Raw genomic sequence first — 25,631 nt, forward strand, 5'->3', positions numbered from 1 at the left:
GTTGACGCGGACGGCAGGCCCCGCGCGGCCGACCGGCCGCGCGGGGCGTCCGCGGTCACTCCTCCCGCGCGTGCCCCCTGTCGCGTCGCTGGACGTACAGGCGGTTGCCGCGCGGCCCCGTCCACTCGACGCGTACGACGCCGGGGACGGCCGCGTCGGCGGAGCGTGCGGGGTCGGCCCAGTAGCCGAAGGCGGGGTTGCGGAAGAACGTCGCCCACAGGCGGCCCTTGTGGTCGGCGAAGAAGTTGTTGTGCCCGGCGCCGACGCCCGCGGTCCAGCGGTGCGAGTACGGGCCCTCGAACCTGTCGGAGACGGCGACGACCGCGTCGTACTGGTACTGCACGCGGCCGTCACCCGGCGGGTCGTACGCGTACCGCGTGCTGCCGTCGGGGCCGATCGACGCACGGTTCCAAGCGGCGTGCAGCAGGTAGTACTTGCCGCCGTGCTTGAAGACGTAGGCGCCCTCCAGGTACGGCTCGGGGGAGTAGGGCCTCTGCTGGAACGCGGGGAGGTCGGTCGTGGTGACGATGTCCTCCATGTCGTCGCGGAACTTCGCGTAGAGGTCGTTGTGGAGGACGAGCCATGCGTCGTCGCCCTCGCTGTAGATGCTGCCGTCGATGTGGTAGTAGGCGCCGGGCTCGATGAAGTCGGGCCCGCCGTCGACGGGTTCGCCGAAGGGCTCGGAGAGGTTGCCCTCGGCGAGGCGGTAGGGCCCCTCGACGCCGCCCTCGCTCACCAGCAGGAACGAGCCGACCTTCCGGGAGTGGTCGCCGGTGCACGCCACGATGTACCACCTGCCGCGGACGTAGTGCACCTCGGGGGCCCACGCCTGCCCGCGCTTGCCGAACTCCTCGTCGTACCAGTACTTCTGCCACTCGGCGACGACGGTGCGCCCGGGCCGGTTCTCGTCGACGAACTCGGGCGACCACACCTTGCCCCGCTCGGCGTCCGGCCGGATGCCTCCGGTGTCGGCGAGCTTCCACGGGCCGCGCAGCGAGCGGGAGACCCACAGGAAGATGCCGTCGTTCCAGGGCGCGGCCGCATCCAGCCCCGGAACCCGCGTCGTCCCCGTGGCGACGTAGAGCGGACGGCCGTCCACGACGAAGCAGTTGACGTAGGTGTCACGCATCCACACCCGCCCCAGCTCCCTGTCGCGGGGACGCAGCTCGAGGGGCAGGACGAAGGAGTTGTCCCTGCGCGGCCACAGGTCCCGGCGGGTGTCGGCGAGGCCGTAGGAAGCGGGCTCGGGCCAGTTGGACGGGTGGCGGCCGCGCGGGGGCGTCAGGGGTGCGGCGTGCGCGGTGGTCGCCGGGAACGCCGCCACCGCGCCGACGGAGCCGGCGAGCAGGGCACGTCTGGCGAGGGTGGGTCGGTCCTCGGAGTTGGTCATCGGTCACTTCCTTCTTCGTCGTGCGCCACCACGCCGACCGGTCGTCGCTGCGCCCGGCGGGCGGCACAGGTGCAGGGCAGCGGAGTCGGGCGTGCGGCATGCGGGTCCGGTTGCGGGTGGTGCGGGGAGTCGGGAGGGACGAGGCCGTGGCAGGGTCGGCTCTTCGCGATCGGCGGCCCGAACGAACGGGCCGTACGGGCGGGGGAGTCGGGGCAGGAGCCATGGGCGTGCCGTCCCTCTGCGGCCGTCCGGGAGGGCACGAGGCACAGCATGCGAAGACGCGTCGATTTTCGTCAAGACTACGGAAAAATAATCCGGACGGCCTTGAGACGGATCGCCAACTCGGCGCGGTGGGCGAGGGCTTGCCTCTTCCCGGTCACCGCGGCGGCGGTGTGTCCGGCTCTTCGGCCGCCGAGCCTTCGGAATCCGCCATGGGCCAGGCCCGGAGCCAGTTCCCGCCCGGATCGACCACGGTGAAGCCCGCCCTGTGCCCCGTGCTCCGACGCCGCGGTCGCGTCAGCGAGGGATGCCGGAGAGCAGCAACTTGCCGTGCACGGCGCGCATCCCGGTCGCGGCACCGGAAGGATGCAGGAGCCGTAGGACTCCGTCGGGTCGATCTCCGGCAACCCGAAGAAGTGCCACTCGATGTCGCCGCGCACCACGGCGGCGAAGGGATGCGGACGGCTCTGACAGAGCGGCCTCGTCCGCGGACCGGCAGGGCAGGAGCGGGAGGCTTCTCGCGTCCGGGACATCCGGCAGGTGTCGGGCGCCGTGGCGGGGTCGTCAGGCGAATACTGCCCCCCCCCCGGAGCCGCCTTGCGGACCGGCGGGCAGACGTCCTCGGTGTGCGTTACTCTGTGTGATTAGACCCCCAAGGCCCCCTCTGTTCGGTGAGGTTGCCCGTGGGCATCGAGGAGCGCGCAGAGCAGGGAGTGCACAGTGGCCGAGAAGGAACCCGCCAGGGCCGAGGGCGAACCCGTCGTGGACTCGCCCTGGTGGGCAGGGTTCAAGCCGCTCGGCGGCGTCCTGCTGATAGTCGTCGGCCTCGGCTGGGCGGCGTGGGTGCTGCTCTCCGGCCCGGGCAGCTTCATGAGCGCCTACGGTGCGAGCAAGATCGTCGCTGTCGGCTGTGTCGTCGTCGGCGGCGCCCTGCTGCCCCGTCGCCGCGGCTCCCGCTGCGATCGCGAGGAGGAGGACGAGGGCGAGCAGACCTCCTGAGCCGCAGTGCCGTACGGGGCCTTCCCGGCCAACGTCCGTGCGCACGCCGCCTTCCCCGCTGTGGCATCCTGAGCGCTCGCACGCGCAGGGGAGGAGCAGCGGCATGGACGTGCCGGTCTCGCAGGGGTTCTCGCTGCTCGACGACGAGCCCGTCGCGCGGCAGGACGACGACGCGCTCGGGACCGGGCGCACCGCCCGGCTCCTCGCCGAACTGGTGCTCTCCTCGCGCTCCTCGACGCCGTTCACGCTCGCCGTCGAATCCGGCTGGGGCACCGGTAAGAGCAGCCTGATGCTGCTGCTGCGGGACGAGTTGGAGAAGGAAGAGGACGTCCGCACGGTCTGGTTCAACGCGTGGAGCTCGCCCGGACCGGACGCGCTGGAGGGGCTCATCCGCACGGTCCTCGCCGGCTTCGACCGCCGCACCCTCCGGCGCAACCTGCGGAACCTCTCCGAACACCGCGGCATACGGCACGTGTTGCGGCTGCTCTCCCTCCTCGCGGCCGTACCGCTCGGCGCAACGGCGGCGGTCGAGGAGACCTGGCGGCTCCTCTCCGCCAACCCCGAGACCCGCAACCGTATGCAGGAGCGCATCAGGGACCTGACCCGCGAGTGGGCAGCGGGCGGGGAGCACGGCGAGCGGCTGCTGGTGGTCTTCGTCGATGACCTGGACCGCTGCTCGGAGGAGACGGTCCTCGCCGTGTGCGAGGCCGTCAAGGTCTACCTCGACGTCCCCCGTATCGCCTTCGTCGTCGGATGCGACCGCTCGGCGCTCGACGCCAAGGGGCTGCTCCGCGAACTCTCCCCCGCCGGCGCGGCGTTCCTGGAAAAGGTCTTCCAGACGAGCTACCGCATGTCCGTCCCCGAGAAGGAACAGGTGGAGGAGTTCGTCCGCCGCTGCCTGCGGAGGGCCGGCATCGAGCGGCTGCTCGACGACGAGCACGTCTCGCTCATCGCCAACCGCTCCGGACGCAACCCGCGGCGCATCAAACGCCTGGTGAACGGGCTCGTCCTGGAAGTCCGACTCAACCCGCTGTGGCGCGACTTCGGCCCCGACGCGGTGGGCACCCTGCTGCGCCTCCTGCTCGTCCAGCACCTCTACCCGGAGTTCTACCGCCTGTTCGCCCGGCGCGACGCCGCATACCCGGGCCCCTTCACGGAGTTCACCGGGTACCGGGCCGTCCGGAACGCCCTCCTGCGGGGCGACGCCGCCGACCCGGCGCAGGTGAACGGCTTCTTCGCGGACCACGGGCTGCCCGAGCCGGAGGGCGAACCCGCCGCGGTGCTCGGCGAGTTGGAGGAGCGGCTGCCGACGGAGTTCCCCTCCCTCGTCGAGGACCGCCCCTTCGTCACGCTCGTCGAGGACCTCAACGCCTCGCCCCACTGGGAGAAGCTCCTGGAGCGCCTGGAGTGGAACGACGGGCGGCAGGACGAGCCCGCGCTCCCGGAAGCAGAACGCCCCGCCGTGACGGCCGAGGAGCCGCTGCTGGGGCGGCGGCTCCTGTGGATCGACGACAATCCGGTGAGCGTCGCCCACGAGCGCCGGCACCTGGAGGCGTTCGGCGCCGACGTCGACGTGGTCCCCGACGAGGAGGCGGCCAGGGCGTACCTGCGGCGCGGCCACCCGGACCTGCTCCTCTCCGACATCACCCGCGGGGACGACAGGGCGGCAGGGTTCGATACGGTCCGCCGCCTCAAGGCCGAGGGCTACAGAGGCCCCGTGCTCTTCTACACGGGCCGTGTCACACCCGAGCGGGAGAGCCGGGCGAGGGAGCTCGGGGCACAGGTCACCGCCGACCCTTCCCGGCTCAGCAGCGCCGTCCTGTGGTCGGCGGGCCGCGACGCCCGCACCTGAGCCGATCCGGCGCGCGTCAGGCGGCGTCCCCGCGGGCCTCCGCGCGGCGCTTCTCCTTCAGGCGCGTGTTCTCCTTGCGCACCTCGGCCTGCGTCGCCCGCTCAGTCTGGAGCCACTCGGGATTCTCAGCCCTGAGCGCGTCGATCTGCTCCGTGGTGAGCGCCTCGGTGACGCCGCCCCTGGCGAGCCCCGAGATCGAGACGCCGAGTTTCGCGGCGACGACGGGGCGCGGGTGCGGGCCCTTGGCGCGCAGCTCCCGCAGCCACTCCGGGGGGTCGGCCTGCAGCGCGTTGAGCTCGCCGCGCGAGACGGGACCCTCGCGGAACTCGGCGGGGGTGGCCTCAAGGTACACACCCAGCTTCTTCGCCGCGGTCGCGGGCTTCATGGTCTGGGTGTTCTTCTGCGACGTCATGGTCCCCAGGGTATCGATCGCGTGCGGTGCTCCTCACCACGGCCGGTAACCTGTGCGGTGTGACTGGCTCGGACGCGTCCCCCTCTTTCCGGCTCGCCTACGTCCCCGGCGTCACGCCCACGAAGTGGGTGCGGATCTGGCACGAGCGGCTGCCCGACGTCCCGCTCTCCCTCGTGCCGACCCCGGCCGCCGACGCGGAGGCGCTGCTGCGGGAGCGCGCCGCCGACGCCGGCTTCCTGCGGCTGCCGGTCGACCGCGACGTCTTCAGCGCGATCCCGCTCTACACCGAGACGACCGTGGTCGTCGTCCCGAAGGACCACGTCGTGACGGCCGCGGAGGAGGTCGGTGCCGAGGAACTGGCCGACGAGGTGATCCTCCACCCGCTCGACGACGTACTCGGCTGGACGCCCGCCGGGCGGCCCGCGAGGGAGCGCCCCGCGACCACGGGCGACGCGGTGGAGTTGGTGGCGGCCGGGATCGGCGTTCTCGTCGTGCCGAAGTCGCTCGCCCGCCTCCACCACCGGCGGGACCTCACCTACCGACCCGTCTCGGACGCGCCGCAGTCCCAGGTGGCGCTCGCCTGGCCGCAGGAGGCGACGACGGACCTCGTCGAGGACTTCATCGGGATCGTGCGCGGCCGCACACCCAACAGCACCCGCGGCCGCAACCCGCCCGCGGCCCAGCCGAAGCCGAAGGCGAAGCCCGGGACCCGCGGCGAACAGGGCGGCGCCCGGCGGCAGGCCCCCGGCCACGCCAAGGGGCGGCGGCGCGGCCCGTCCGGCCGCGGGCGCCCCGGCAGGGGCAGGCCCCGGGGCCGCTCGTGAACCTCAGCGCAGAGTGGCAGTGAAGCTGCGGCCGTAGGCGTGGTGGGTGTCGACGAGCACGCGCGTCCCGCCGCGCCCTCTCCGCACCGTCACGGCCTCGTCGCCCTTCTCGAGGCGCAAGGACCGTCCGCGGACGACGAGTTCGACGGTGTCCCGGCCCATCGTCGGGTCGGAGACGGCGACCTCGAGCCGTCCGCCCCGACGGTGCCGGAGGAGGACGGAGGCAGGGCCGTCGATGCGCACGCCTGCCGCCTCGTGCGGCCCGCGCGTGAACGTGTTGGCCGCGGTGAGGCGGAGCCCGCGGTGGGTGAGCGCCTGGAGCCGCGGGGTGTTGGCGAGAATCCGCAGCGGGCCCCGCAGGTAGGAGCGGAGGGCGCGCTCGTCCGCGTGGGGTACGAGCGCGTACGCGTGCGCGGTGGGCGCTCCGGGCGGCTGCTCCGCCGTGACGCCGAAGACGGAGCGGACGGCCGAGGTGTCCGGGTTGGCGGTCCGGACGACCCGGCGGCTGCGCGTCACCACGTCGAGGCCGACCCGCACAGGGGGTGTGTCGAGGAGAACGTAGCCGACGGCGGTACGCCGGGTGGCGTTGGCGTACCTGAGCAGACGCAGGTCGCCGGAGCCGGGGCCGGTCCAGCGCCGGCCGTCGCGGAGGGTGCCGGTGACGGTGATCCGGTCGTCGGGGTGTGCGGTGCGCGCGTCGAGCGTCGTGGTCACGGTGCGGCCCGCCGGGTCGCCGACGTCCGCGGCGAGCACCACGATCTCGTCGTCGAGGAGGAACCAGGACTTCGTCGCCCGCGCGTTCCGGTAGACGGTGAAGTCGTCGGGCAGCTTCGCGCGGTCGCGGAATGCCACGTCGTCGGAGAGGACGAGGGAGGCGGCTCCGTAGGCGCCGAGGACGGCGCCGCCCGAGTGCCGTGCGGTGCCGCGCGGGAAGTAGACGTAGGTGTTCTGCGACTCGGAGGAGGCTGTGAAGTGCAGCGGGTGCTCGGGGTTGTCGTAGTACGGCTTCCCGTAGAGCTCGGGCACGGTCCGGCGCTCTTCGGCGGGGACGGTGGTGCCCGCGAGGCGGTAGGGGGAGACCGTCGTGAAGTGGTCGACTCCGTACGACGCCTCCTGATCCTCGCCCGAGAGGTAGAGGTAGTGCGCCCCGTCCCCCTGGAACCAGGGCATGAGGTTCTCGCCGCTCATGTACTCGTACTTGCTGATCCGCTCGGAGCTGCGCGCGAGCGCGAAGGCGTAGCCGGGCCTGCGGTGGACGGTGCGGTCCATCGCGTTGAAGGCGGTGCTGCGGGCCGCGGGGTTGAGGTCGGCCGCGGTGACGCCCTCGTCGGAGACGGTGTCGGCGTACCGCACGATGCTGAGCGGCGAGACGAACCCGGAGGGGTCGAGCTCGGCCTGCGCCGTCGAGTGCAGGTGCTTCACGTAGCTCCTCAGCGCGGCGGCGTCCTCGTCCGCCGAGAGCGTGGCGAGGTCGACGGCGGCCTCGGCGACCGGGAGGACGTCTGCGTACCCGCCGTCGGCGCGCGAGACGGCCCTACCCTTGACGATCTCCATCAGCCAGCCCTCGAAGATCAGGGGCGCGAACCCGTCGCGCAGCCAGCCGTGCACCACGGGGACGAGCTCCTCGTGCCGTGCGTATCCGGTGCCGTCGAGGAACTGGAGCGTCTGCACGACGCGGGTGAGGAGCCCCTTGCCGTAGGAGCCGGTGTAGGCGACGGAGGCGTGCTGGAGGAAGGAGCCGTCCGCGTAGTAGCCGTCGGTGACGCCGTGGACGAGGTGGTACGGGTCGATGGTGGCGAAGACCGTCAACTGGTCGGCGACGGCCTTGCGGATGCGTGGCGCGTCGCCGGTGAGGGCGCCTTGGAGGAGGCGGTTGGTGGTGATGTCGGCGAGGTTGGCGCCGGTGTGGAAGCGCGAGTCCAGGTCGACGTCGCCGTCGACGCCGTTGCGCAGGTACGCGTCCATCGAGTCGACGTAGGCGCCGGTCAGCTCGGGTCGGTGCGCGGCCGCCTCCTCCCTGAGCAGCACGAGCGTGCGGGTGGCCTGCTGCGAGATGCCGATCTCCCAGACGAACCAGTTGCCGTAGTAGCCGCGGGACTGGTCGCCGTAGTGGTGCTCGTGGAGCCAGGCGAGGCCGTCGAGCACACGGTGCTGCACGCCGCGGTCGCCGTGCAGGTCCCCGGGGAGGCCCGGGGTGCGGGTCGCGAGGGCGATCTCCTGGAGCCGCCGGTGGGCGGTCTCCAACGCGGCCTCGTCTGAGCCGAGTTCGAGGCCGGCGAAGAGTTCGTCGGGCCCTGCCGCGTCCATCGCCGCCAGGTGGTCGCGTGCGTCCTTCTCGACGGCTGCGCGCTTGTCCGCCGTCTCCGGACGCGCGTTGCTCTCGGCCGTGCCGGTGAGGAGCGTGGTGGCGTTGGTGAGCAGGCGCTCTCCGTCCGCTTCCGCTGCGCTCGCGGAGCGGACCGGCAGCGCCGCCAGCAGACTCGCCGCCGAGGCGGAGAGCAGCAGGCGTCTGCGGGTGATATCCATGCGTCCTCCGGGCGGTGGTGGCTGCTGGCGGCCCGGAGTCAAGCAAAGCCCGCGCCGGCCGACAAGGCTCCCGACGCGCCGAGCTCGCGCAGCGGGGAATGTCGGGCGGGGAGCGGCAGTTGCTCGTTGAGGCAACCGTGTTCGGGCCGGACCGCCGGCTCGGGGAGAGGAGTGACGATGTCCGCTGACAGCCCGTTCGACGGCGAGTACGTGCCGAGCGCCACGCAGTGGGTGGCAGACCAGGTCGAGGAGTACGAGAGGAGCGGGGGCACCGAGGGCACGCAGATGCGCGGCTACCCGACGGTCGTGCTGACGACGCTCGGCGCGAAGTCGGGCGTGGTGCGCAAGTCGCCGGTGATGCGGGTCTCCGACGGCGAACGGTACGCCGTCGTCGCCTCGTTGGGCGGGGCGCCCGTCAACCCTTCGTGGTACGGCAACCTGCGCGCCCACCCCCGCGTGCGGCTCCAGGACGGGCCCACGGTGCGCGAGTACACGGCGCGGGTCGCCGAGGGCGCGGAGCGGTCCGAATGGTGGCAGCGGGCCGTCGACGCCTTCCCGCCGTACGCCGAGTACCAGGAGAAGACCGACCGGGTCATTCCCGTCGTCGTGCTGGAGCCGGTCGACGGGTGAGGCGCGCGGTGCTCACCCGCCTCCGGTGATCCAGGCGTAGGCGCGCTCCGGCTCGAACTCCCGCTGCCCGCCGGGGAAGACGAGCCCCGCCGAGGCGAACCCGCCGCCCGCCACCGAAGGCACGGCCACGCACCGCATCCCGGCGGCCTCCGCCGCCGCGACCCCGGCCTCGGCGTCCTCCACGACGACGCAGGAGCCCGGCGCGACGCCCAGCCGCCGTGCCGACTCCAGGAGGACGTCGGGCGCCGGCTTGCCGCGGGCCACCTCCTCCGCCGACACCCGTACGGGGAAGTGCCTGGCCAGCCCCGAGGACTCCAGCACCGCTTCGATCGCGGAGGGCGAGGACCCGGACGCGACGGCTAGCGGCGACCCGGCGGCGTACAACCGCTCGACGAGCCGCCGCATGCCGGCGAACGCCTCGGCGTGCGCGGCCAGTTCCAGATAGCGCCGGTTCTTCTCCGCGACGAGCTCCTCGACGGGAGCTTCGAGGCCGTGTTCCTCCCGCAGCGTCTCCAACGTGTCGCGGATGCCGACACCGAGGAAGCGGGTGTGCTGCTGCCAGGTGAATCCGGGGACGCCGTGTGCGGCGAGGAGATCACGTCCGGCCGCGTAGTAGAGGGGTTCAGTGTCGACGAGGGTGCCGTCGAGGTCGAAGACGACCGGTACGGGTGTGCGCATGGCTCCAGCATGCCGACCACCGGCGGACGGAGGCTGCGGAGGGGGCCGCTCTTCGGGGGTGCAACGCACGGAGGTGACGCGGGCTGTTGGCCCGGGGGAGCGGTGCCGCCTCCCGTGGCTGCGGGTACGGCTTTTCGGTGACGGGGAGGCGCGGTCCGCCTGGGCGCGGAGGTTGACGGGGCAGGGGTCATTCGTCTCTCCGTCCGGCGCGGGCGTGTGTTCACCGCGGGCTTGCTCCGTACGGCCCGCTGCGGTCGTGCTGGGACAACGCACGGAGGTGACGCGGAAGAGAGGGCCCGGATGGTGCGATGTTCCGTCGCTGCGGCAGGTACGTATTTGCGCCGTGGGGAGGGTGCGGTCCGCATGGCGTGGAGCTGCTGTCGGTGGCTGGGGTTGATGCGCTCCCGCGTCCGGGCAGGTGAGCGTTGCTGTGGTCGTCCTGACGTCTCCGTGGGTGTGCAGCCGTGTGCATATGGTGCAAAGCAGCTAGCGGAGGCGGAAGTTGCTCGGGGGAACGGTGCGACGTTCCGTTGCTGCGGAGGCACGGCTTTTCGGCGACGGGGAAAGGCGATCCGTACGGGTGTGGAGCTGCTGCCGTAGCGAGGAACCGAGTCGCCGGCTCGTCCGGCCCGGATACGCGAGCGTTGCCGGTGTCCGCCGCGTGGGGCTCCGTGCGACCGGGAGCCGTGTGGCCGCGGGGGTGACACAACACGGAGGGCGAAAAGGCAGGATTGGCGCCGGCGGCTGACCTAGTGCCGGATCGACGGTGAGAGGAACAGCATGCCCAGCCGCTGACGGTGACCACGGCCTACGTGTGCCCCCGTCCGGCGCGGGCACACGAGCGTCACCAGTGCTCACCGCAGCGTTGCACCCCGCCCCCGAGCATCACGTGCGAACCCGCCCTGCCCCGTCGGTGGTTGGCCGTCAGGAGGGGACCCCGCCGCCACGTTCGGGGCGGAATCCGCGGGGCCGCCGGAGGCGCTGCCCGTGCGCGCTCCGACGGCCCCGGGGCTGGTTCCGTGCGGCGGGTGTCAGCGGACCGACATGCCCTGCGGCTGCTGCTGTGCGATGCCGAGCTTCGCCGCGTACGTCGAGGCGATGAGCTTGCCGATCGCCGGGTAGGAGCCGAGCGGTTCGGCGCTCGTCGAGCCCGCTTCCTGCGCCGCCGCCTCCAGCAGCCCGCCGGGGACCTCGGGGCCGATCAGGCAGGGCGCGAGGGCGAGTTGCTGCGAGCCGGAGCTGCGGAGCTGCTCTGCGGTGCGCCCGACGGCGCCCTCCTCGTCGAGCCCGGCCGCGAGCACCGGCACCGCGAGCCGGGCGGCGAGGAGCATGCCGGTGATGCCCGCGGCCTGCACCGCCTCCTCGCCGCCCATGGTGGCGAGGATGATGCCGTCGGCTGCGGTTGCGACGGTGAAGAGCCGGGCCCTGTCGGCACGCGCCAGGCCGGCCTCCGAGAGCTTCACGTGGACGCCCTCGGCGAGGAGCGGGTGCGGGCCGAGGACGTCGGTCAACTCCGCGCTGCCACCGGAGTTGAGGACGGCCTGCCGGATGAGCCGGATCTGTGCGGCGTCGGGCCCGGCGAGCAGGGGCACGACGACGGCCGTCGGCCCCGCGTCGGGCTGCGGCTCGGCGCCGGAGGGCTGCGGTTCGCCGCGCTCGGCGGCGGCCTGGCGCAGCACGGCGTCCAGGGCGGGGAACTCCTCGTCGCCGCCGTCGACGAAGCCGAGTCGGGCGTCCAGGCCGGGGAGTTCGGACCGCGCTATGCTCAGCGACTCCTCGGCGACGCTCCGCGCCGGGCCGCTGGGCGTCCCGGGGACGGCCAGCACGAGGGCCGGCGCGTTCTCCGGCGCGACGACGGGCTCGGGCTTGCGGTGCCGTCCGGGCTGGCGCGGACGCGGCATTCGTACGGGCAGGCCATTGTCCGGTCCTGTGGGGGAGCTCATGCGCCCGCATGTTAATGCCTTGGTGGGCTTAGCTGTTTGGCCGGGGGAGTTGCGGACGGGAATGTCCCGTTTCGACCCGCGCGTCGTGTCACCCTGCCGTGTCTCCGCCACTCACACGAGAAAGCGGCGTGAGCTGCACCGCGCGCAGAGTCGGCAGCGGCTAGCGGGAAGCGGGGAACGGCTGGAGGAGCGCAGCGTCAGCGGGCAGCGCGAGGGATGCCGCGGCGTGGCGGGTGGCGAGGAGCACGGCCCCGTCGAGCGGATCGCCCGCGGGCTCGACGAGTCGGGCCGCCGGCAGCCGCCGGCCCAACTCCCGCCGTACGGGACCGAGTAGCGGCTCACCCATCCGCGGCAGGCCGCCGGTGAGGGCGACGGCGGGTGCGGCGCCCGCCCCTCCGGGCGGGCAGGCGGCTGCCGCGGCGCGCGAGACCTCTCGCGCGGCCTCTTCCAGGATGCGCTCGGCGACGGGGTCCGTGTCGGCGCAGGCGGCCACCTCGGGCGCGAAGGAGGCGAGGACCGCGGCACGGTCCTCGCGCGGGTAGAGCTGCGAGGGCAGTTCGGGGAGCGGGCCGAACACGGCCTCGGCGCGGGCCCTGAGCGCGTGCGAGCCGCCTTCGCGGCCGTCGTGGTTGCGGAGTGCGGCGTCGAGCCCGGCGCGGCCGATCCATGCGCCGCTTCCGCAGTCCCCGAGGAGATGCCCCCAGCCGTCGGCACGGCGCCATGTCCGCAGGTCGGTGCCGAGCGCGATCAGGCCCGTCCCCGCTGCGACGACGGCACCGGGGCGCTCCCCGACCGCCCCCGCGTACGCGGTGACGGCGTCGGCCGCGAGGAGCAGGCGCTCGGTGCCGAACTCCCGGCGCAGGAAGGCGGGGAGCTCGGCACGCAGGTCGGCGCCGAGCGTCGCCATGCCCGCTGCGCCGACGCAGACGGCGTCGAGCGGGGCGCCCTCCGCCCCCGCGCCGGCACGCAACGGGCCGACGACGGCGAGGAGTTGCTCGGCCATGTGGAGCGCGTCGATGCCCTCGGTGCCGGTGCGCACGGGGCCCCGCTCGGCGGTCGCGACCGTTCCCGGGCCCGTCCCCGTGGAGCGCGCGAGCGCCACCCGCAGGCCGGAGCCGCCCGAGTCGACGCCGAGCACCCAACTCACGGCAGCCGCCAGTCCACCGGTTCGGCGCCCTGCTCCGCGAGGAGCGCGTTGGTGCGGCTGAACGGACGGGAGCCGAAGAACCCGCGGTCCGCCGACATCGGCGAGGGATGCGAGGACTCGACGGCCGGGACCCGCCCGAGCATCGGCCGCAGGTTCCGCGCGTCCCGCCCCCACAGGATGGCGACGAGGGGCCGGTCGCGCGCGACGAGCGCCTTGATCGCCTGCTCCGTCACCTCCTCCCATCCCTTGCCGCGGTGCGCGGCCGGCTTGCGCGGGGCCGTGGTGAGCGCCCTGTTGAGAAGGAGCACGCCCTGTCTCGTCCACGGGGTGAGGTCGCCGTTGGACGGGCGGGGGACACCCAGGTCGTCGTGGAGCTCGCGGAAGATGTTCTCCAGACTTCCCGGCAGGGGGCGGACGTCGGGGGCCACCGAGAAGGAGAGGCCGACGGCGTGCCCGGGGGTGGGATAGGGGTCCTGGCCGACGAGGAGCACGCGCACCTCGTCGAAGGGTTGTTGGAAGGAGCGCAGGACGTTCTGTCCCGACGGCAGGTAGGTCCTGCCGGCGGCGACCTCCGCGCGGAGGAAGTCGCCCATGTCGGCGATGCGTTCGGCGACCGGCTCCAGTGCCTTCGCCCAGCCAGGTTCGACGATTTCGTTCAACGGTCGTGCAGCCACGGCGGGTCACTCTACTGTCTCCGCGGTGACCGCGAGCCCCATCCCCCTTCTCCCGACGGGCTGTTGCACACCTCCCGCCGCGCGCCCCCCCGCCGTGCACGGAGTGCGGGACCACTTCCGACGCGCGTGCCCCTCTCCTTCACTCCAGCACCGCGGCACGGAGGCACAGCACGTCCGGGAGGTGGGCGGCGAGTTCCTGCCAGGTCTCGCCCTCGTCGGCGCTGGCGAAGAGCTCACCGTTGCGGTTGCCGAAATAGACGCCGGCGGGCTCGGCGGCGTCCGTGCAGAGCGCGTCGCGCAGGACCGTGCCGTAGTGCGGGCCGGTGGGCAGCCCTGCGGTGAGCGGCTGCCAGCTTTCGCCGGCGTCCTCGGTGCGGTAGATCCGGCAGCGGCGGCCGGCCGGGACGCGGTCGGAGTCGGCGTTGAGCGGGAAGAGGTAGGCAGTGCCTCCGCGGTGCGGGTGCGCGGCGAGGGGGAAGCCGAAGTCGGACGGGAGGCCGGAGCCGATGTCCTGCCACGTGCCGCCGGCGTCGTCACTGCGGTAGACGCCCCAGTGATTCTGCAGGTAGAGGCGGTCCGGGTCCGCCGCGTCCCTTGCGACCTTGTGGACGCACTGGCCGAACTCGGGGAACCGCATGCTCTCCGGGAGGAAGGGCACCTGTACGCCCTTGTTCGACGGGGACCAGGTCCCTCCGGCGTCGGAGGTGCGGTAGACGCCGCCGGTGGAGACGGCGACGGTCACCGAGGAGGAGTCGCGCGGGTCGACGAGGACGGTGTGGAGCCCGAGGCCGCCTCCGCCCGGCATCCACTCCTGTCTCGTCGGGTGCTCCCACAACCCGCGCACCAGGGCGAAGGACTCTCCCGCGTCCTCCGAGCGGAAGAGGCCGCCCGGCTCGGTGCCGGCCCAGACGGTGCCGGGCTCGTCCGGGCCGCCGGGCTCGAGCTGCCAGACGCGCTCCAGTGAAGTACCGGTGTCCGACGGGTACTTCACTGGTGGCGCGGCAGGCTCGTGCCAGGTGGCGCCGAGGTCGTCCGAGCTGAGTACCGAGGGGCCCCAGTGCGAGCTGTCCCCGCCGACGAGCACCCGCGGCGCACGGCCGCGGGTGTCGACGGCAACGGCCGAGACGGCCTGCGCGTGGAGGTGGGGACCCGTGAACCGCCAGCCGGCGGAGGACCGTTGGCCCAGGGGCCGCCGCGCGAGGAACAGCCCCTTGCGGGTGCCGACGGCGAGGAGTACTTCGGTCATTGCTGCCTCCACGAGGGGACGTCTTCGTCCGAACGCGCAACAGTCTGCACGCGCCCACTGACAATCCGTCCGACCTGCAAAGACACCGCCCGCGCTCAGGAGCGCGCGTACTGCTCCGGCACTCGTACCTCTCCGCCGAGCGCCCGCGCGGCACGGCGCGCCCAGGAGGGGTCGCGGAGCAGCTCGCGCCCGAGGAGCACGGCGTCCGCGCGTCCGGAGGTGAGCAGCTCCTCGGCCTGTGCGGGCTCGGTGATCAGCCCGACGGCGGCGACCGGCATGCCGGCCTCGTTCCGTACCCGATCGGCGAACGGCACCTGGTAGTTGGGGCCCAGGGGGATGCTCGCCCGGGGCGCGTTGCCGCCGCTCGAGACGTCGAGCAGGTCGACGCCGCGGCGGTGGAGCTCCTTCGCGAGGCGGACGGTGTCGTCACCGGTCCAGCCCTCGCGGCCGTCCTCCGGGTTCTCGCTCAGCCAGTCGGTCGCCGAGATGCGGAAGAACAGCGGCAGTTCCTCGGGCCACACCGCGCGCACCGCGTCGACGACCTCCAGCGCGAGGCGGGTGCGCCCCTCGAAGGTGCCGCCGTAGCCGTCGGTGCGGTGGTTGCTGTGCGGCGAGAGGAATTCGCCGATCAGGTATCCGTGTGCGCCGTGGATCTCGGCGACGCGGAAACCCGCGTCCAGGGAGCGGCGCGCGGCCTGCGCGAACGCCTCGACGACGTCCGCGATCTCGTCCGTCGACAGCTCGGCGGGCTCGTGGTGGTGCTCGTCGAAGGCGAGGCGGCTCGGGCCGACGGGCTGCCAGCCGTAGCCCTCGCCCGGCGCGATCGGCGCTCCCCGCTCGACCCACGGGCGCTCGGTCGACGCCTTGCGCCCCGCGTGCGCCAACTGGATGCCGGGGACGCTGCCTTGGGCGCTGAGGAACCCGGTGATCCGGCGGAACGCCGAGACCTGCGCGTCGTTCCAAATGCCGAGGTCGTACGGGCTGATCCGGCCTTCGGGCGTGACGGCGGTGGCCTCGGTGAGGATGAGACCGGTCCCGCCCGCGGCGCGGGCGCCGAGGTGCTGGAGATGCCAGTCGGTCGGTGCGCCCACGAGTTCGCCCTCGGGTGCCGCCGAGTACTGGCACATCGGTGCCATCCAGGCGCGGTTGGGGATCGTCAGCGATCGCAGGGTGTAGGGCTCGAACAGTGCGCTCACGGCGGCTTTCTCCTCTTCTCGGCTCGCTCGGCACCGTAACCCTCTTAGTACGTGAGGTGTCAAACTACGGAAGGCTTCATACAATCCCCGGTGTGACCCCGACGACGGCCCCCCGCCGACTGCCGCACCCCGCGCCCGATCAGATCCGCCTGGAGGGCGTGCTCCACGCGCTCTCCGACCCGGCGCGCGTGCAGATCGTGTGCGCTCTCGCCGCGGCCGAGTCCGGTCTGACGTGCTCGGCGGTCGAGGTCCCCGTGTCCAAGTCGACGCTGACGCACCACTACCGCGTGCTCCGTGAGGCCGGCGTCGTGGCCCAGGTCTACCGCGGCACCTCGAAGGTCAACTCGCTCCGCAAGGCCGAGTTGGAGGAGCTCTTCCCCGGGCTCCTCGAGGCCCTGCTCACCGCTGCCGACCGGCAGTCCCGACGGTCGTAGTCCTCGCGCCGCCGCTCGTACGCCCCCTGCCAGTCCCCGCCTGTGAAGGGCGGTCGGCGGCTCGGCAGCGGCGACCGTTGACGCCCGCCGCCCCGGGCGAAGACTTCCGGCCGGCGCACGCTGCTCCACCGGGCGTACCCGCCCGCTGTCGCCGTCCCGTTGCCACCGCGACCGGGACCGGGCGCGGCGGGGACAGCACAGTCGTGCCCGTCCGTTGCCGGGCCGCCGCCACCACCGGTGTCCGGCTGCCGTCGGCGGCTTCCACCCGCCGGCGGAACGCAGGACCGATCCGCATCCACCGACGCCGGCCAGCGACGGCAACACGGGGCCCGGCACAGTTGTTGGTGCACCCGGCCGGGGAAAACCGTGTGACACGCCGCCCGGCCGCTCCCTAGGGTCGCCGGTCATGGACCGTCTCGCCGAGCCCGCCGTACGCGCCTCCTTCGTCAACTGCTCGAAGGGGGAGGCGAAGAGAATCAACGTCCCGCGGGACCTGGCCGAACGCCCCTGGGAAGAGCTGGACTTCCTCGGCTGGCGCGATCCGGGTGCGCCCGACCGCCGGTACCTCGTCGCGGAGTCGGCGGGCGGGCCCGTCGGCGTGGTGCTGCGGGCTTCGCAGGGTGTCCACCGCGCCGGGGCCAAGGCGACTGTCTGCTCCCTCTGCCTCACCTCGCACACGGGCACGGGCGTCGCGCTGCTCGCGGCGCCGCGGACGGGCGCCGCAGGGCGGCAGGGCAACACCGTCGGCGTGTACCTCTGCGCCGACCTCGACTGCTCGCTCTACGTGAGGGGAAAGAAGGAGACCGGCGTCGGCGTGAGCTACCGGGAGACCATCGGCGTCGAGGAGCGGATCGAGCGACTCCGCGGCAACCTGCGGGGGTTCCTCGCCAAGGTCGGCGTCGGCTGAAGAGGCCGGCCGCGCAAGGCTGTTGAGCCCCGTCAGTCGTCGGTTTCCTCCTCCCGGAGCACCCGGTCGGCGACGGCGAAAGCCGAGTTGGCCGCCGGCACCCCGCAGTAGACCGCCGTCTGCAGCAGCACCTCGCCGATCTCCTCGCGGGTGAGCCCGTTGCGCAGCGCGGCGCGTACGTGCATGGCGAGTTCGTCGTGGTGGCCGCGCGCGGTGAGGGCGGTGAGCGTGATGCAGCTCCGCGTCGCGCGCGGCAGCCCCGGCCTCGTCCAGACCTCGCCCCAGGCGTAGCGGGTGATGAAGTCCTGGAAGACCTCGGTGAAGGCGCTGGTGCGCTCCTGCGCCCGGTCGACGTGCGCGTCCCCGAGCACGGATCTGCGGACGGCGGAGCCGGCGGCGCGGCGGCCGTCGTCGTCGGTGGGCGGCTCGTCCTCCGTGCCGGGCGCTGCCTCGGCGAGGTGCGTGAGGAGCGCGGAGAGGACGGGGCCCGGGCGTTCCGCGCCCGCGAGGTGGGCGGCGCCGGCGAGCTCGGTGAGCGAGGCGGAGGGGACGGCGTCGGCGAGGAGCCTTGCGTGCGAGGGCGGCGTCGCCGGGTCGTCGCGGCCGGCAACGGCCAGTGTCGGTACGGCGATCCGCGGCAGCGCCCCGCGCACGTCGAAACCGGCGAGCGCATCGCAGCAGGCGGCGTACCCCTCGGCGGCCGTCGCGCGCAGGTCCGCGACGAGCGCACGCGCGGTGGCGCTCTCCCGAAACCCCGGCGTGAACCACCGCTCGAGCGAGGAGCTGACGACGGCCCCGACGCCCTCCGACCGCACCAGCGCGGCTCGTTCGCGCCACCCATCCGGCTCCCCGAACCGCGCCGAGGAGCAGACGAGGGCGAGCGAGGCGACCCGCTCGGGGCGGTGGACCGCCAGCCACGTCCCGACGGCACCGCCGAGCGACACCCCGGCGTAGGCGAACCGGTCGATCCCCAGCCCGTCCGCGAGTTCGAGGACGAGCGCCGCGAGATCGGCGACACTCGCTCCCGCGTCGAGGAGCTCGGCCGGCGAACCGCCGTGGCCCGGCAGGTCGTAGCGGACCACGCGGTGGTGCCGGGCGAGCGCCGGCACCTGCGGGTCCCACAGCGCCAGGGAGGTGCCGAGCGACGGGCCGAGGAGCAGCGGCGGTGCTCCGGTGGGGCCGTCCGCGCGGTGGTGGAGGCGGGGGATGCTGGAGGACAAGGCGTGCCTCTTCTTCCGTCTACGGGTGCGTCGCCGGCGCGGGGGAGCGGCGGGCGAGGCCGCGGTCGACGAGGGCGGGCGCAGCGCCGAGGTAGCCGGCCGGGTCGAGGAGTTCCCGCAGCCGCTCGACGGGGAGCGCGGCGGCCACCCGGGGCTCCTCGGCGAGTACGTCGGCGAGTGCGGAGCCCTCCTGGGAGGCGCGTGCCACCGCGCGGTCGAGCACCTCGCCCGCGTCCGACGCACCGAGCACGGCGGCGAGTTCGGCCGTGATCCGCTCGCTCACGACGAGCCCGCCCGTACGCGCGAGGTTCTCCGCCATCCGCTCCGGATGCACCTTCAGCCCCTGCACCAGTCCGACCGTGGCCCGCGCCGCCCCGCCCACGATCCGCAGCGCCTCGCGCAGCGGCTGCCACTCGGCGTGCCAGGCGCCCGCGGGCCGCTCGTCCTCCGCGGCGATCGACCCGTACAACGCCGCCGCAAGACCGGGGAGTTGCCGCGCACAGGAGGCGACGAGCGCGGCCTGCACGGGGTTCGCCTTGTGCGGCATCGCGGAGGAGCCGCCGCCCGCCTCCTCCGTGACCTCGCCGATCTCGGTGCGTGAGAGGACCAGTACGTCCTGCGCGGGCTTCCCCAGCGCACCCGCCGCGAAGGCGAGGGCACCCGCGAGGTCCGCGACGGGCGTGCGCAGCGTGTGCCAGGGCAGGAGCGGCTCGGCTAGCCCTGTTTCCTCGGCGTAGGCGGAGAGGAGCTGCGGCGCGAGGTCCCCGGTGTGGACACCGGCCCGCTCGGCTGCGGTGTGGAGGGCGGCGAGTGTGCCCGCTGCGCCGCCGAGTTGGGCGGGGAGCCCGTCGCGGACCGCGGAGAGGCGGGTGTGCGCGTCGAGGAGCAGGCTGCGCCAGCCGGCCGCCTTGAGCCCGAAGGTGGTGGGGACAGCCTGCTGGCTGAGCGTCCGCGCGGGCAGCGGCGTGCCGCGGTGCTCGCGGGCGAGCGTGGCGAGGTGTGCCGCGGCGCCCGCCAGGTCGTCGAGCGCGGGGCCCAGGGTGCGTGAGGCGACGAGCATGGCGGCGGTGTCGAGGATGTCCTGGCTGGTCGCGCCGCGGTGGACGTACCAGGCGGCGTTTTCGTCCCCGTCGACCTCGCCGACCGCCCGCCGCAGCGCGCCGACGAGCGGGATCACGGGGTTGCCGCCCGCGGGAGCGGCGAGCGCCAACGCGCGTGTGTCGAAGGCGTTCTGGCGCGCCGCGACCGCGGCGACGGCCTCCGCCGCGCTCTGCGGTGCGAGGCCGAGTGCCGCCTGTGCGCGTACCAGGGCGACCTCGGCGTCGAGCATCGCCCGCAGGTACGCGGCGTCGCCCGTCGCCGCCTCGGCCGCCGAGCCGGCGCGGACGGGGGAGAGCAGTCCCAGGTCGGCGCCGGTGGGGGGCAGTTCACTCGAAGGCAAGGAAGACGGTCTCCTCGTGCGTTCCGTCGGACTGGAGCCGGACGTCGAAACGGTAACGCCGCTCGCTCTCCTCGTCGGCGAGGAGGGTCCGCCTGCGCTCCTCCGCCAGCGAGTCGAGCAGCACGTCCCGCGGCGTTGCGCCCTCCCGCGGGAGGTAGACGCGGGTGTGCAGGTGGTGCAGGAGACCCCGGGCGAAGACGACGACGGAGAGGTATGGGACGCCGCCCGGCGGGAGGGTGCGCACCGCGAAGTGCCCGTCGGCGTCGGTGGCGACGCGGGCGAAGCCGGTGAAGTCGGTGCCGTTGCGTCCGAGGAACCCGGCGTCGGTGGGGGAGCGGCGCATCGAACCCGGCGCCCCCGTCCGTGAGCCGTCGGGCCCCGGCTGCCAGAACTCCAGCAGCGCGTCGGGCACGGGCGCGCCGGCGCCGTCGTAGACGTGGCCGTGGACGGTGACGGCGTCCGCTCGGTGGGCTGCGGCGGGCGCCTCACCCTCGGGGAAGGGAAGCGCGTAGCCGTAGAAGGGGCCCACGGTCTGGGAGGGGGTCGGCCGGTGGACCGTCATCTCAGCGTCCCTCCTCGACCCAGGTGGCGGAGGGTCCGTCGAGGACGATGTCCCAGCGGTAGCCGAGCGACCACTCGGGAGAAGAGAGGGAGTGGTCGTACGCCGCGACGAGTCGCTGCCTGGCCGACTCGTCGGTGACCGACTGCAGAATGGGGTCGTGGGGGAAGAGCGGGTCCCCCGGGAAGTACATCTGCGTGACGAGGCGTTGCGTGAACGCCGTGCCGAAGAGCGAGAAGTGGATGTGCGCGGGGCGCCAGGCGTTGTCGTGGTTGCGCCACGGGTAGGCGCCCGGCTTGATCGTGGTGAAGGCGTACGCGCCGTCCTCGCCCGTGAGGCAGCGGCCGACTCCGGTGAAGTTCGGGTCGAGCGGCGCCGGGTGGTCGTCGAGCTGGTGCGCGTAGCGGCCGGACGCGTTGGCCTGCCACACCTCGACGAGCTGGCCGCGCACCGGGCGTCCCTCGCGGTCGAGGACGCGCCCGGTGACGGTTATCCGCTCGCCGAGCGGCTCGTGGAGGTGCTGTCTCGTGAGGTCGCTGTCGAGCGCGGTGACGTCGGTGACGCCGAAGACCGGCCCGCTCAGCTCGACCGCCTCCGGGTCGTCCACCGCCACCGGAGGCTGCTCGGGATGGCGGAGCACGCTGGAGCGGTAAGGGCGGTATCCGCGGTCGGGATGGTGGACGGGCGGCAGACCGTCGGCGAGGCGCTTGGCGTACGCCTCGCGTTCGGCCGCGATCTCGGCGTCGATCGCACTCTGCGTGAGGACGGGAGGGTCCTGCGGTTTCGTTGGCACGGCGGCTCCTTCCTGGCGCGTGCGGGGGCGCGGTTCTCACCGTTCCAGGACGAGCGCCAGCCCCTGTCCGACTCCGATGCACAGGCTCGCGAGCGCGGTCCCCGAGCCCGCCGCCGCGAGTTGGTGCGCGGCGGAGGTGACGAGCCGTGCGCCGGAGGCGCCGAGCGGGTGCCCGATGGCCAGGGCGCCGCCCCGCGGGTTGACGCGCGCCGGGTCGAGGGCGGGCCACTCGGCGAGGCAGCCGAGGGACTGCGCGGCGAACGCCTCGTTGAGCTCGACGGCGACCAGGTCGTCGAAGCTCCGACCGGCCTTGGCCAGCGCCCTGTTCACCGCCTCGACGGGACCGAGTCCGAAGTACTGCGGCTCCAGTGCGGTGACGGCACTCGCGCCGATGCGTGCGAGCGGCTCGCGCCCGGTGGCGCGCAGGCCGTCCTCGTCGGCGAGGAGGAGCGCGCTCGCACCGTCGTTGAGCGGCGAGGAGTTGCCCGCCGTCACGGTGCCCCCGTCCTTGCGGAAGACCGGCTTCAGCTCGGCGAGCGCCTCGGCCGAGGTGTCGGGCCTGACGCACTCGTCCCGCTCCGGCCCGACGCCCGGATACGGCACGACCTCCGCGTCGAAGAGGCCGTCCCGCCAGGCGCGCGCCGCCTTCTCGTGACTCGCCAGCGCGAAGGCGTCCTGCTGCTCGCGCGTCACCAGGTGCCGGTCGGCGACGAGTTCGGCGCCCTCGCCGAGCGGCACCGTCCAGCCGGGCTCCATACGACGGTTGACCATCCGCCACCCGATCGTCGTGGAGTACATCTCCTGGTGGCCGGCGGGGAAGGCCCGCTCGGGCTTGGGGACGACCCACGGCGCACGGCTCATCGACTCGACACCTCCCGCCACGGTGACCGAGGCGTCCCCGACGGCGATGGCGCGCGCCGCCTGTATCACCGCTTCGAGCCCGGAGGCGCACAGCCGGTTGACGGTGCTGCCCGGCACTGAGGTGGGCAGCCCGGCGAGCAGCACGGCCATCCGGGCCACGTTGCGGTTCTCCTCGCCCGCGCCGTTGGCGTTGCCGAGTACGACGTCGTCGATCCGGCCGGCGTCGAGCGAGGGCGAGCGCTCGACGAGGGAGCCGAGCGCGTGCGCCGCCAGGTCGTCGGGGCGCACACCGCTCAGCGCGCCGCCGTACTTGCCGACCGGGGTGCGCACGGCGTCGACGAGGTAGACCTCGCGCAGGCCCTTCATGCCGATTCCCCGCTCTCCGCGCCGAGTTGCACCCGCACCGGCGCCCCTGTCCGCTCGCACACGTCGGCGACGGTCGCACCCGGCGCCGTCTCGACGAGTGCGAGCCCGTCGGCCGTGACGTCGAGGACGCCGAGGTCGGTGATGACGCGATCGACGCAGCCGCGCCCGGTCAGCGGCAGGTTGCACTCGCGGAGCAGCTTCGGCGAACCGTCCTTCGAGGTGTGCTGCATCAGCACGATCACCCTGCGCGCGCCGTGCACCAGGTCCATGGCACCGCCGACCCCCTTGATCATCTTCCCGGGAACGGCCCAGTTGGCGAGGTCCCCTGCGGCGGAGACCTGCATTGCGCCGAGGACGGCGACGTCGATGTGGCCGCCGCGGATCATCCCGAAGGAGAGCGCGGAGTCGAAGAAGGAGGAGCCCGGCAGCACGGTGACGGTCTCCTTGCCCGCGTTGATCAGGTCCGGGTCGACCTCGGACTCCTCGGGATAGGGGCCGACGCCGAGGAGCCCGTTCTCCGACTCCAGCACGACATCGACGCCTTCGGGCAGGTGGTTCGGTATCCGCGTCGGCAGCCCGATGCCGAGGTTGACGTAGCTGCCGTGCGGGAGCTCGGCCGCGGCGCGCGCGGCCATCCCGTCCTTGCCCCAGGCCATCAGGCCGGCACCGCCTCGCCCGTGCGCGCGGAGACCGTGCGCTGCTCGATGGGCTTCTCCCGCGCCTGCTCGGGCGAGAGCGCGACGACGCGCTGCACGAAGATGCCGGGGAGGTGGACGGCGTCGGGGTCCAACTCGCCCGGCTCGACGAGCTCTTCGACCTCGGCGACCGTGGTGCGCCCCGCCGTCGCCGCGAGCGGATTGAAGTTGCGCGCCGACTTGCTGAAGACGAGGTTGCCGTGCCGGTCGCCCTTGGCGGCCCGCACGAGCGCGAAGTCGGTACGGATACCGCGCTCCAGTACGTACTCCCGCCCGTCGAACTCGCGGACCTCCTTGGCCGGCGAGGCGACCGCCACCCCGCCCTCACCGTCGTACCGCCACGGCATGCCGCCGTCCGCGAGGGTGGTGCCGACGCCGGCGGGCGTGAAGAAGGCCGGGATGCCGGCGCCGCCCGCCCGCAGGCGCTCGGCGAGCGTCCCCTGCGGGATGAGCTCCAACTCCAGCTCGCCGGCGAGGTATTGGCGCGCGAACTCCTCGTTGGCGCCGATGTACGAGCCGGTGACACGGGCGATGCGCCCGGCGGCGAGGAGCACGGCGAGACCGGTGCCCAGGGCGCCGCAGTTGTTGGAGACCACGTGCAGTCCGTCGACGCCGCGCTCCTGGAGTGCGTCGATCAGCACGTTGGGCACGCCGCTGAGGCCGAATCCGCCGACCGCGAGCGACGCCCCGCCGGGCACGTCCCGCACGGCTTCGGCCGCCGAAGAGGCCGTTTTGTCCATGTGGTGGCTGCTTCCTCGCTCGGCGCGGCTCAGGCCACCGCTGCTCGGTGCCGGCGAGGCGCCGCGCTCGCGCGTGTTCGCCTGGTGAACTAATGTTCACTGATGCCTCGAAGTCTCATCCCGGGGCAACGGCACTGTCAATGGCCCCCGTCGGTACGGTTCTCGGCGGAGCCGTCCACCGCACCGTTGCCGGCGCGCCGGCGCAGAGCAGATCGGAGCAGTCGATGCCCCCGCCCTCCAGCCGTCCCCCGGGGACGCCGCGGGAGGTCGTCGGCCCCCTCGTCCGCGGCCTCGCGCTGCTGCGCGCACTCGCCTCGGGCGGCGGTGCGCGGCAGGCGAGCGAGCTCGCCAAGGCGCTCGGTGTCGCCCGCTCCTCCGTCGACCGCCTCGTCAGCACCCTCGCGCGGCTCGGCTACGTACGCCTCGACGGCCGCGAGGTGGCACTCACCCCCCGGCTCGCCGAACTCGGCAACGCCTACATCGCCTCGACGGGCCTCGCCGACCGGCTCGGCGGCCTCGCCGACCGCCTCGCCGACGAGCTCGACGAGTCCGTCTCGCTCGCCGTCCCCGACCGGGACGGCGTCCGCTTCGTCCACCAGGCGACCCGCCGCCGCGCCATGTCCCTCACCTTCCGCACCGGCGCCCTCCTCCCGGCCGAACGCGGTGCCCCCGGCGCTCTGTTCGCGGCGGAGTGGGACGAGGAGCAGTGGGCCGCCTGGCGCGCCCGCCGCGAGGCCGACCCGGACGACGAGACCTTCAGCGCCCTTCCCCCGCCCCACGTCGACGCGGCCTCCCGCTTCGCGCGGCGCATCGAGACGGCGGGGGAGCGCGGCTGGTCGCTCGACGACGAGCTGATCGAACCCGGCCTGCTCGCCCTCGCGATGCCGGTCCGCGCCGCCGGGGGCGAGCAGATCTGCGCCGTCAGCGTGGTCAGCCACACCAGCAGGCACAGCGCCGAGTCGCTGGAGCAGGCCGTCCTCGGCCGGCTCACCGGTGCCGTGGCGGAGATGTCGGAGGTGCTGGGCGTGCCTCCGAGCCCACGCGAGGAGTCGGGGGCCGCCGCGGCGCGCAGCCGCGAGCCGAAGCGCGAACTCGGCCCGGAATACGTCGAGTCGCTCGCCCGCGGACTCGCGGTGCTCACCGCTTTGGCGGACGGCAGCGCCCCCCTGACGCGGGTCGCCGAAGCGGCCGGGCTCGCACGCGCCACCGCGCGCCGCTCCCTCCTGACCCTCGAGCACCTCGGCTACGTCGTCGTGGGCGACGGCGGATTCCGGCTCACGCCGCGGGTGTTGGAGCTCGGGTTCGCGCAGCTCTCCGGGCACACCCTGGCCCAGCTCGCAGAGCCGCACCTCGCCCGTCTCGTAGCGCGGGTACGCGAGTCGGCGTCGCTGAGCGTGCTGCGTGGCGGCGAGATCCAGTACATCGCGCGGGTGCCGACCGTGCGCATCATGAGCGTCAACATCACCGTCGGTACGCGCTTCCCCGCCTACGCGACGTCCATGGGCCGGGTGTTGCTCGCCGGCCTGCCGTCCGCCGAGCGCCGCGCAGTGCTCCGCGCCGCCGAGCCGGCGCCGCTCACCGAGCGGACGGTGACCTCGGCGCGTCGGCTCGACGAGCTCGTCCGCGAGGCCGACCGCGCCGGATACGCGCTCGTCGACGACGAGTTGGAGGAGGGCCTGCGCTCCCTCGCCGTGCCGGTCCGTGACGGCTCGGGGCGCGTCGTCGCCGCGGCGAACGTCTCGACACACTCGGGGCGCTCCACGCCGCAGGAGTCCCGGAGCGCCCTGCTTCCCGCGCTCCGTGAGGCCGCCGCGGCGATCGAGGCCGACCTGGGCGTCCTCGGCAGGTACGTGCGCATCCCGGCGGGCTGACGGCGGCG

23 protein-coding genes are annotated in these 25,631 nt (G+C 73.7%); 7 read left to right on the forward strand and 16 right to left on the reverse strand.

Annotated features, from left to right (window positions below):
• Positions 1-55 precede the first annotated feature (55 nt).
• Positions 56-1,390 carry a family 43 glycosylhydrolase gene (locus F603_RS0103325; protein WP_019544596.1) on the reverse strand — a complete coding sequence of 445 codons (1,335 nt, stop codon included), beginning with the start codon at positions 1,388-1,390 and terminating at the stop codon, positions 56-58.
• Between the two features lie 939 nt (positions 1,391-2,329).
• Here F603_RS0103325 and F603_RS0103330 point away from each other — a divergent pair.
• The gene (locus F603_RS0103330; protein WP_019544597.1) at positions 2,330-2,608 is read left to right on the forward strand and encodes a hypothetical protein; all 279 of its coding nucleotides are present in this window, start codon (positions 2,330-2,332) and stop codon (positions 2,606-2,608) included.
• A 103-nt stretch (positions 2,609-2,711) separates the two neighbouring features.
• Positions 2,712-4,460, forward strand: coding sequence for a P-loop NTPase fold protein (locus F603_RS0103335; RefSeq protein ID WP_019544598.1), 1,749 nt, complete (start codon positions 2,712-2,714; stop codon positions 4,458-4,460).
• Between the two features lie 16 nt (positions 4,461-4,476).
• Here the strand turns inward: F603_RS0103335 and F603_RS0103340 are convergent, their stop codons facing one another.
• On the reverse strand, positions 4,477-4,872 hold the full coding sequence (locus F603_RS0103340) for a DUF5997 family protein (RefSeq protein ID WP_019544599.1): 396 nt from the start codon (positions 4,870-4,872) through the stop codon (positions 4,477-4,479).
• A gap of 59 nt (positions 4,873-4,931) precedes the next feature.
• Here F603_RS0103340 and F603_RS0103345 point away from each other — a divergent pair, with 59 nt between their 5' ends.
• Positions 4,932-5,696 (forward strand): LysR substrate-binding domain-containing protein, encoded by a 765-nt coding sequence (locus F603_RS0103345; protein ID WP_026328099.1) that lies wholly within the window; start codon positions 4,932-4,934, stop codon positions 5,694-5,696.
• A gap of 3 nt (positions 5,697-5,699) precedes the next feature.
• Here F603_RS0103345 and F603_RS0103350 read toward each other — a convergent pair whose 3' ends face one another.
• On the reverse strand, positions 5,700-8,222 hold the full coding sequence (locus F603_RS0103350; RefSeq protein WP_019544601.1) for a polysaccharide lyase family 8 super-sandwich domain-containing protein: 2,523 nt from the start codon (positions 8,220-8,222) through the stop codon (positions 5,700-5,702).
• 177 nt (positions 8,223-8,399) lie between these two features.
• Here F603_RS0103350 and F603_RS0103360 point away from each other — a divergent pair, with 177 nt between their 5' ends.
• Positions 8,400-8,852 (forward strand): nitroreductase family deazaflavin-dependent oxidoreductase, encoded by a 453-nt coding sequence (locus F603_RS0103360; RefSeq protein ID WP_019544603.1) that lies wholly within the window; start codon positions 8,400-8,402, stop codon positions 8,850-8,852.
• A 12-nt stretch (positions 8,853-8,864) separates the two neighbouring features.
• Here F603_RS0103360 and F603_RS0103365 read toward each other — a convergent pair whose 3' ends face one another.
• The 6 genes from F603_RS0103365 to F603_RS0103390 form a co-directional block, all read right to left on the reverse strand.
• The gene (locus F603_RS0103365; protein WP_019544604.1) at positions 8,865-9,530 is read right to left on the reverse strand and encodes an HAD family hydrolase; all 666 of its coding nucleotides are present in this window, start codon (positions 9,528-9,530) and stop codon (positions 8,865-8,867) included.
• 1,031 nt (positions 9,531-10,561) lie between these two features.
• Positions 10,562-11,473, reverse strand: coding sequence for a sirohydrochlorin chelatase (locus tag F603_RS0103370; RefSeq protein WP_211231002.1), 912 nt, complete (start codon positions 11,471-11,473; stop codon positions 10,562-10,564).
• Between the two features lie 160 nt (positions 11,474-11,633).
• Positions 11,634-12,620, reverse strand: coding sequence for an N-acetylglucosamine kinase (locus tag F603_RS0103375; protein WP_019544606.1), 987 nt, complete (start codon positions 12,618-12,620; stop codon positions 11,634-11,636).
• Entirely contained in the window at positions 12,617-13,294 is a 678-nt protein-coding gene (locus F603_RS0103380) for a uracil-DNA glycosylase (RefSeq protein ID WP_026328100.1), read from the reverse strand. Before F603_RS0103380 ends, F603_RS0103375 begins: the two co-directional genes overlap by 4 nt.
• Positions 13,295-13,433: 139 nt before the next feature.
• Positions 13,434-14,540 carry a WD40/YVTN/BNR-like repeat-containing protein gene (locus tag F603_RS0103385; protein ID WP_019544608.1) on the reverse strand — a complete coding sequence of 369 codons (1,107 nt, stop codon included), beginning with the start codon at positions 14,538-14,540 and terminating at the stop codon, positions 13,434-13,436.
• A 95-nt stretch (positions 14,541-14,635) separates the two neighbouring features.
• Positions 14,636-15,736, reverse strand: coding sequence for an NADH:flavin oxidoreductase/NADH oxidase (locus tag F603_RS0103390; protein ID WP_019544609.1), 1,101 nt, complete (start codon positions 15,734-15,736; stop codon positions 14,636-14,638).
• 92 nt (positions 15,737-15,828) lie between these two features.
• Here F603_RS0103390 and F603_RS0103395 point away from each other — a divergent pair, with 92 nt between their 5' ends.
• Positions 15,829-16,170: an ArsR/SmtB family transcription factor gene (locus F603_RS0103395; protein WP_019544610.1), complete on the forward strand. Its 342-nt coding sequence runs from the start codon at positions 15,829-15,831 to the stop codon at positions 16,168-16,170.
• Between the two features lie 406 nt (positions 16,171-16,576).
• On the forward strand, positions 16,577-17,077 hold the full coding sequence (locus F603_RS0103400; protein ID WP_019544611.1) for an FBP domain-containing protein: 501 nt from the start codon (positions 16,577-16,579) through the stop codon (positions 17,075-17,077).
• Between the two features lie 32 nt (positions 17,078-17,109).
• Here F603_RS0103400 and pcaDC read toward each other — a convergent pair whose 3' ends face one another.
• The 7 genes from pcaDC to F603_RS0103435 are packed head-to-tail and all read right to left on the reverse strand — an operon-like array spanning position 17,110 to position 23,752.
• Positions 17,110-18,297, reverse strand: coding sequence for a bifunctional 3-oxoadipate enol-lactonase/4-carboxymuconolactone decarboxylase PcaDC (pcaDC, locus tag F603_RS0103405; RefSeq protein ID WP_019544612.1), 1,188 nt, complete (start codon positions 18,295-18,297; stop codon positions 17,110-17,112).
• A 19-nt stretch (positions 18,298-18,316) separates the two neighbouring features.
• A complete protein-coding gene (pcaB, locus tag F603_RS0103410; protein ID WP_019544613.1) occupies positions 18,317-19,738 on the reverse strand; it encodes a 3-carboxy-cis,cis-muconate cycloisomerase in 1,422 nt (473 codons plus the stop codon).
• Positions 19,725-20,300: a protocatechuate 3,4-dioxygenase subunit alpha gene (pcaG, locus tag F603_RS0103415; protein WP_019544614.1), complete on the reverse strand. Its 576-nt coding sequence runs from the start codon at positions 20,298-20,300 to the stop codon at positions 19,725-19,727. The genes pcaB and pcaG overlap by 14 nt, the downstream gene beginning before the upstream one ends.
• A gap of 1 nt (position 20,301) precedes the next feature.
• The gene (gene pcaH / locus F603_RS0103420; RefSeq protein ID WP_019544615.1) at positions 20,302-21,090 is read right to left on the reverse strand and encodes a protocatechuate 3,4-dioxygenase subunit beta; all 789 of its coding nucleotides are present in this window, start codon (positions 21,088-21,090) and stop codon (positions 20,302-20,304) included.
• A gap of 36 nt (positions 21,091-21,126) precedes the next feature.
• Positions 21,127-22,317, reverse strand: coding sequence for a thiolase family protein (locus F603_RS0103425; RefSeq protein ID WP_019544616.1), 1,191 nt, complete (start codon positions 22,315-22,317; stop codon positions 21,127-21,129).
• Positions 22,314-22,973: a CoA transferase subunit B gene (locus F603_RS0103430; RefSeq protein ID WP_019544617.1), complete on the reverse strand. Its 660-nt coding sequence runs from the start codon at positions 22,971-22,973 to the stop codon at positions 22,314-22,316. The genes F603_RS0103425 and F603_RS0103430 overlap by 4 nt, the downstream gene beginning before the upstream one ends.
• Complete coding sequence (locus tag F603_RS0103435) at positions 22,973-23,752, reverse strand: CoA transferase subunit A (RefSeq protein ID WP_019544618.1); 780 nt, start codon at positions 23,750-23,752, stop codon at positions 22,973-22,975. Before F603_RS0103435 ends, F603_RS0103430 begins: the two co-directional genes overlap by 1 nt.
• Before the next feature lie 224 nt (positions 23,753-23,976).
• Here F603_RS0103435 and F603_RS0103440 point away from each other — a divergent pair, with 224 nt between their 5' ends.
• The gene (locus F603_RS0103440; RefSeq protein WP_026328102.1) at positions 23,977-25,623 is read left to right on the forward strand and encodes an IclR family transcriptional regulator domain-containing protein; all 1,647 of its coding nucleotides are present in this window, start codon (positions 23,977-23,979) and stop codon (positions 25,621-25,623) included.
• The last annotated feature ends 8 nt before the right edge of the window (positions 25,624-25,631 follow it).

It is taken from the genome of Streptomyces sulphureus DSM 40104, assembly GCF_000381025.1.
In the GTDB taxonomy this organism is placed as follows: domain Bacteria; phylum Actinomycetota; class Actinomycetes; order Streptomycetales; family Streptomycetaceae; genus Streptomyces; species Streptomyces sulphureus.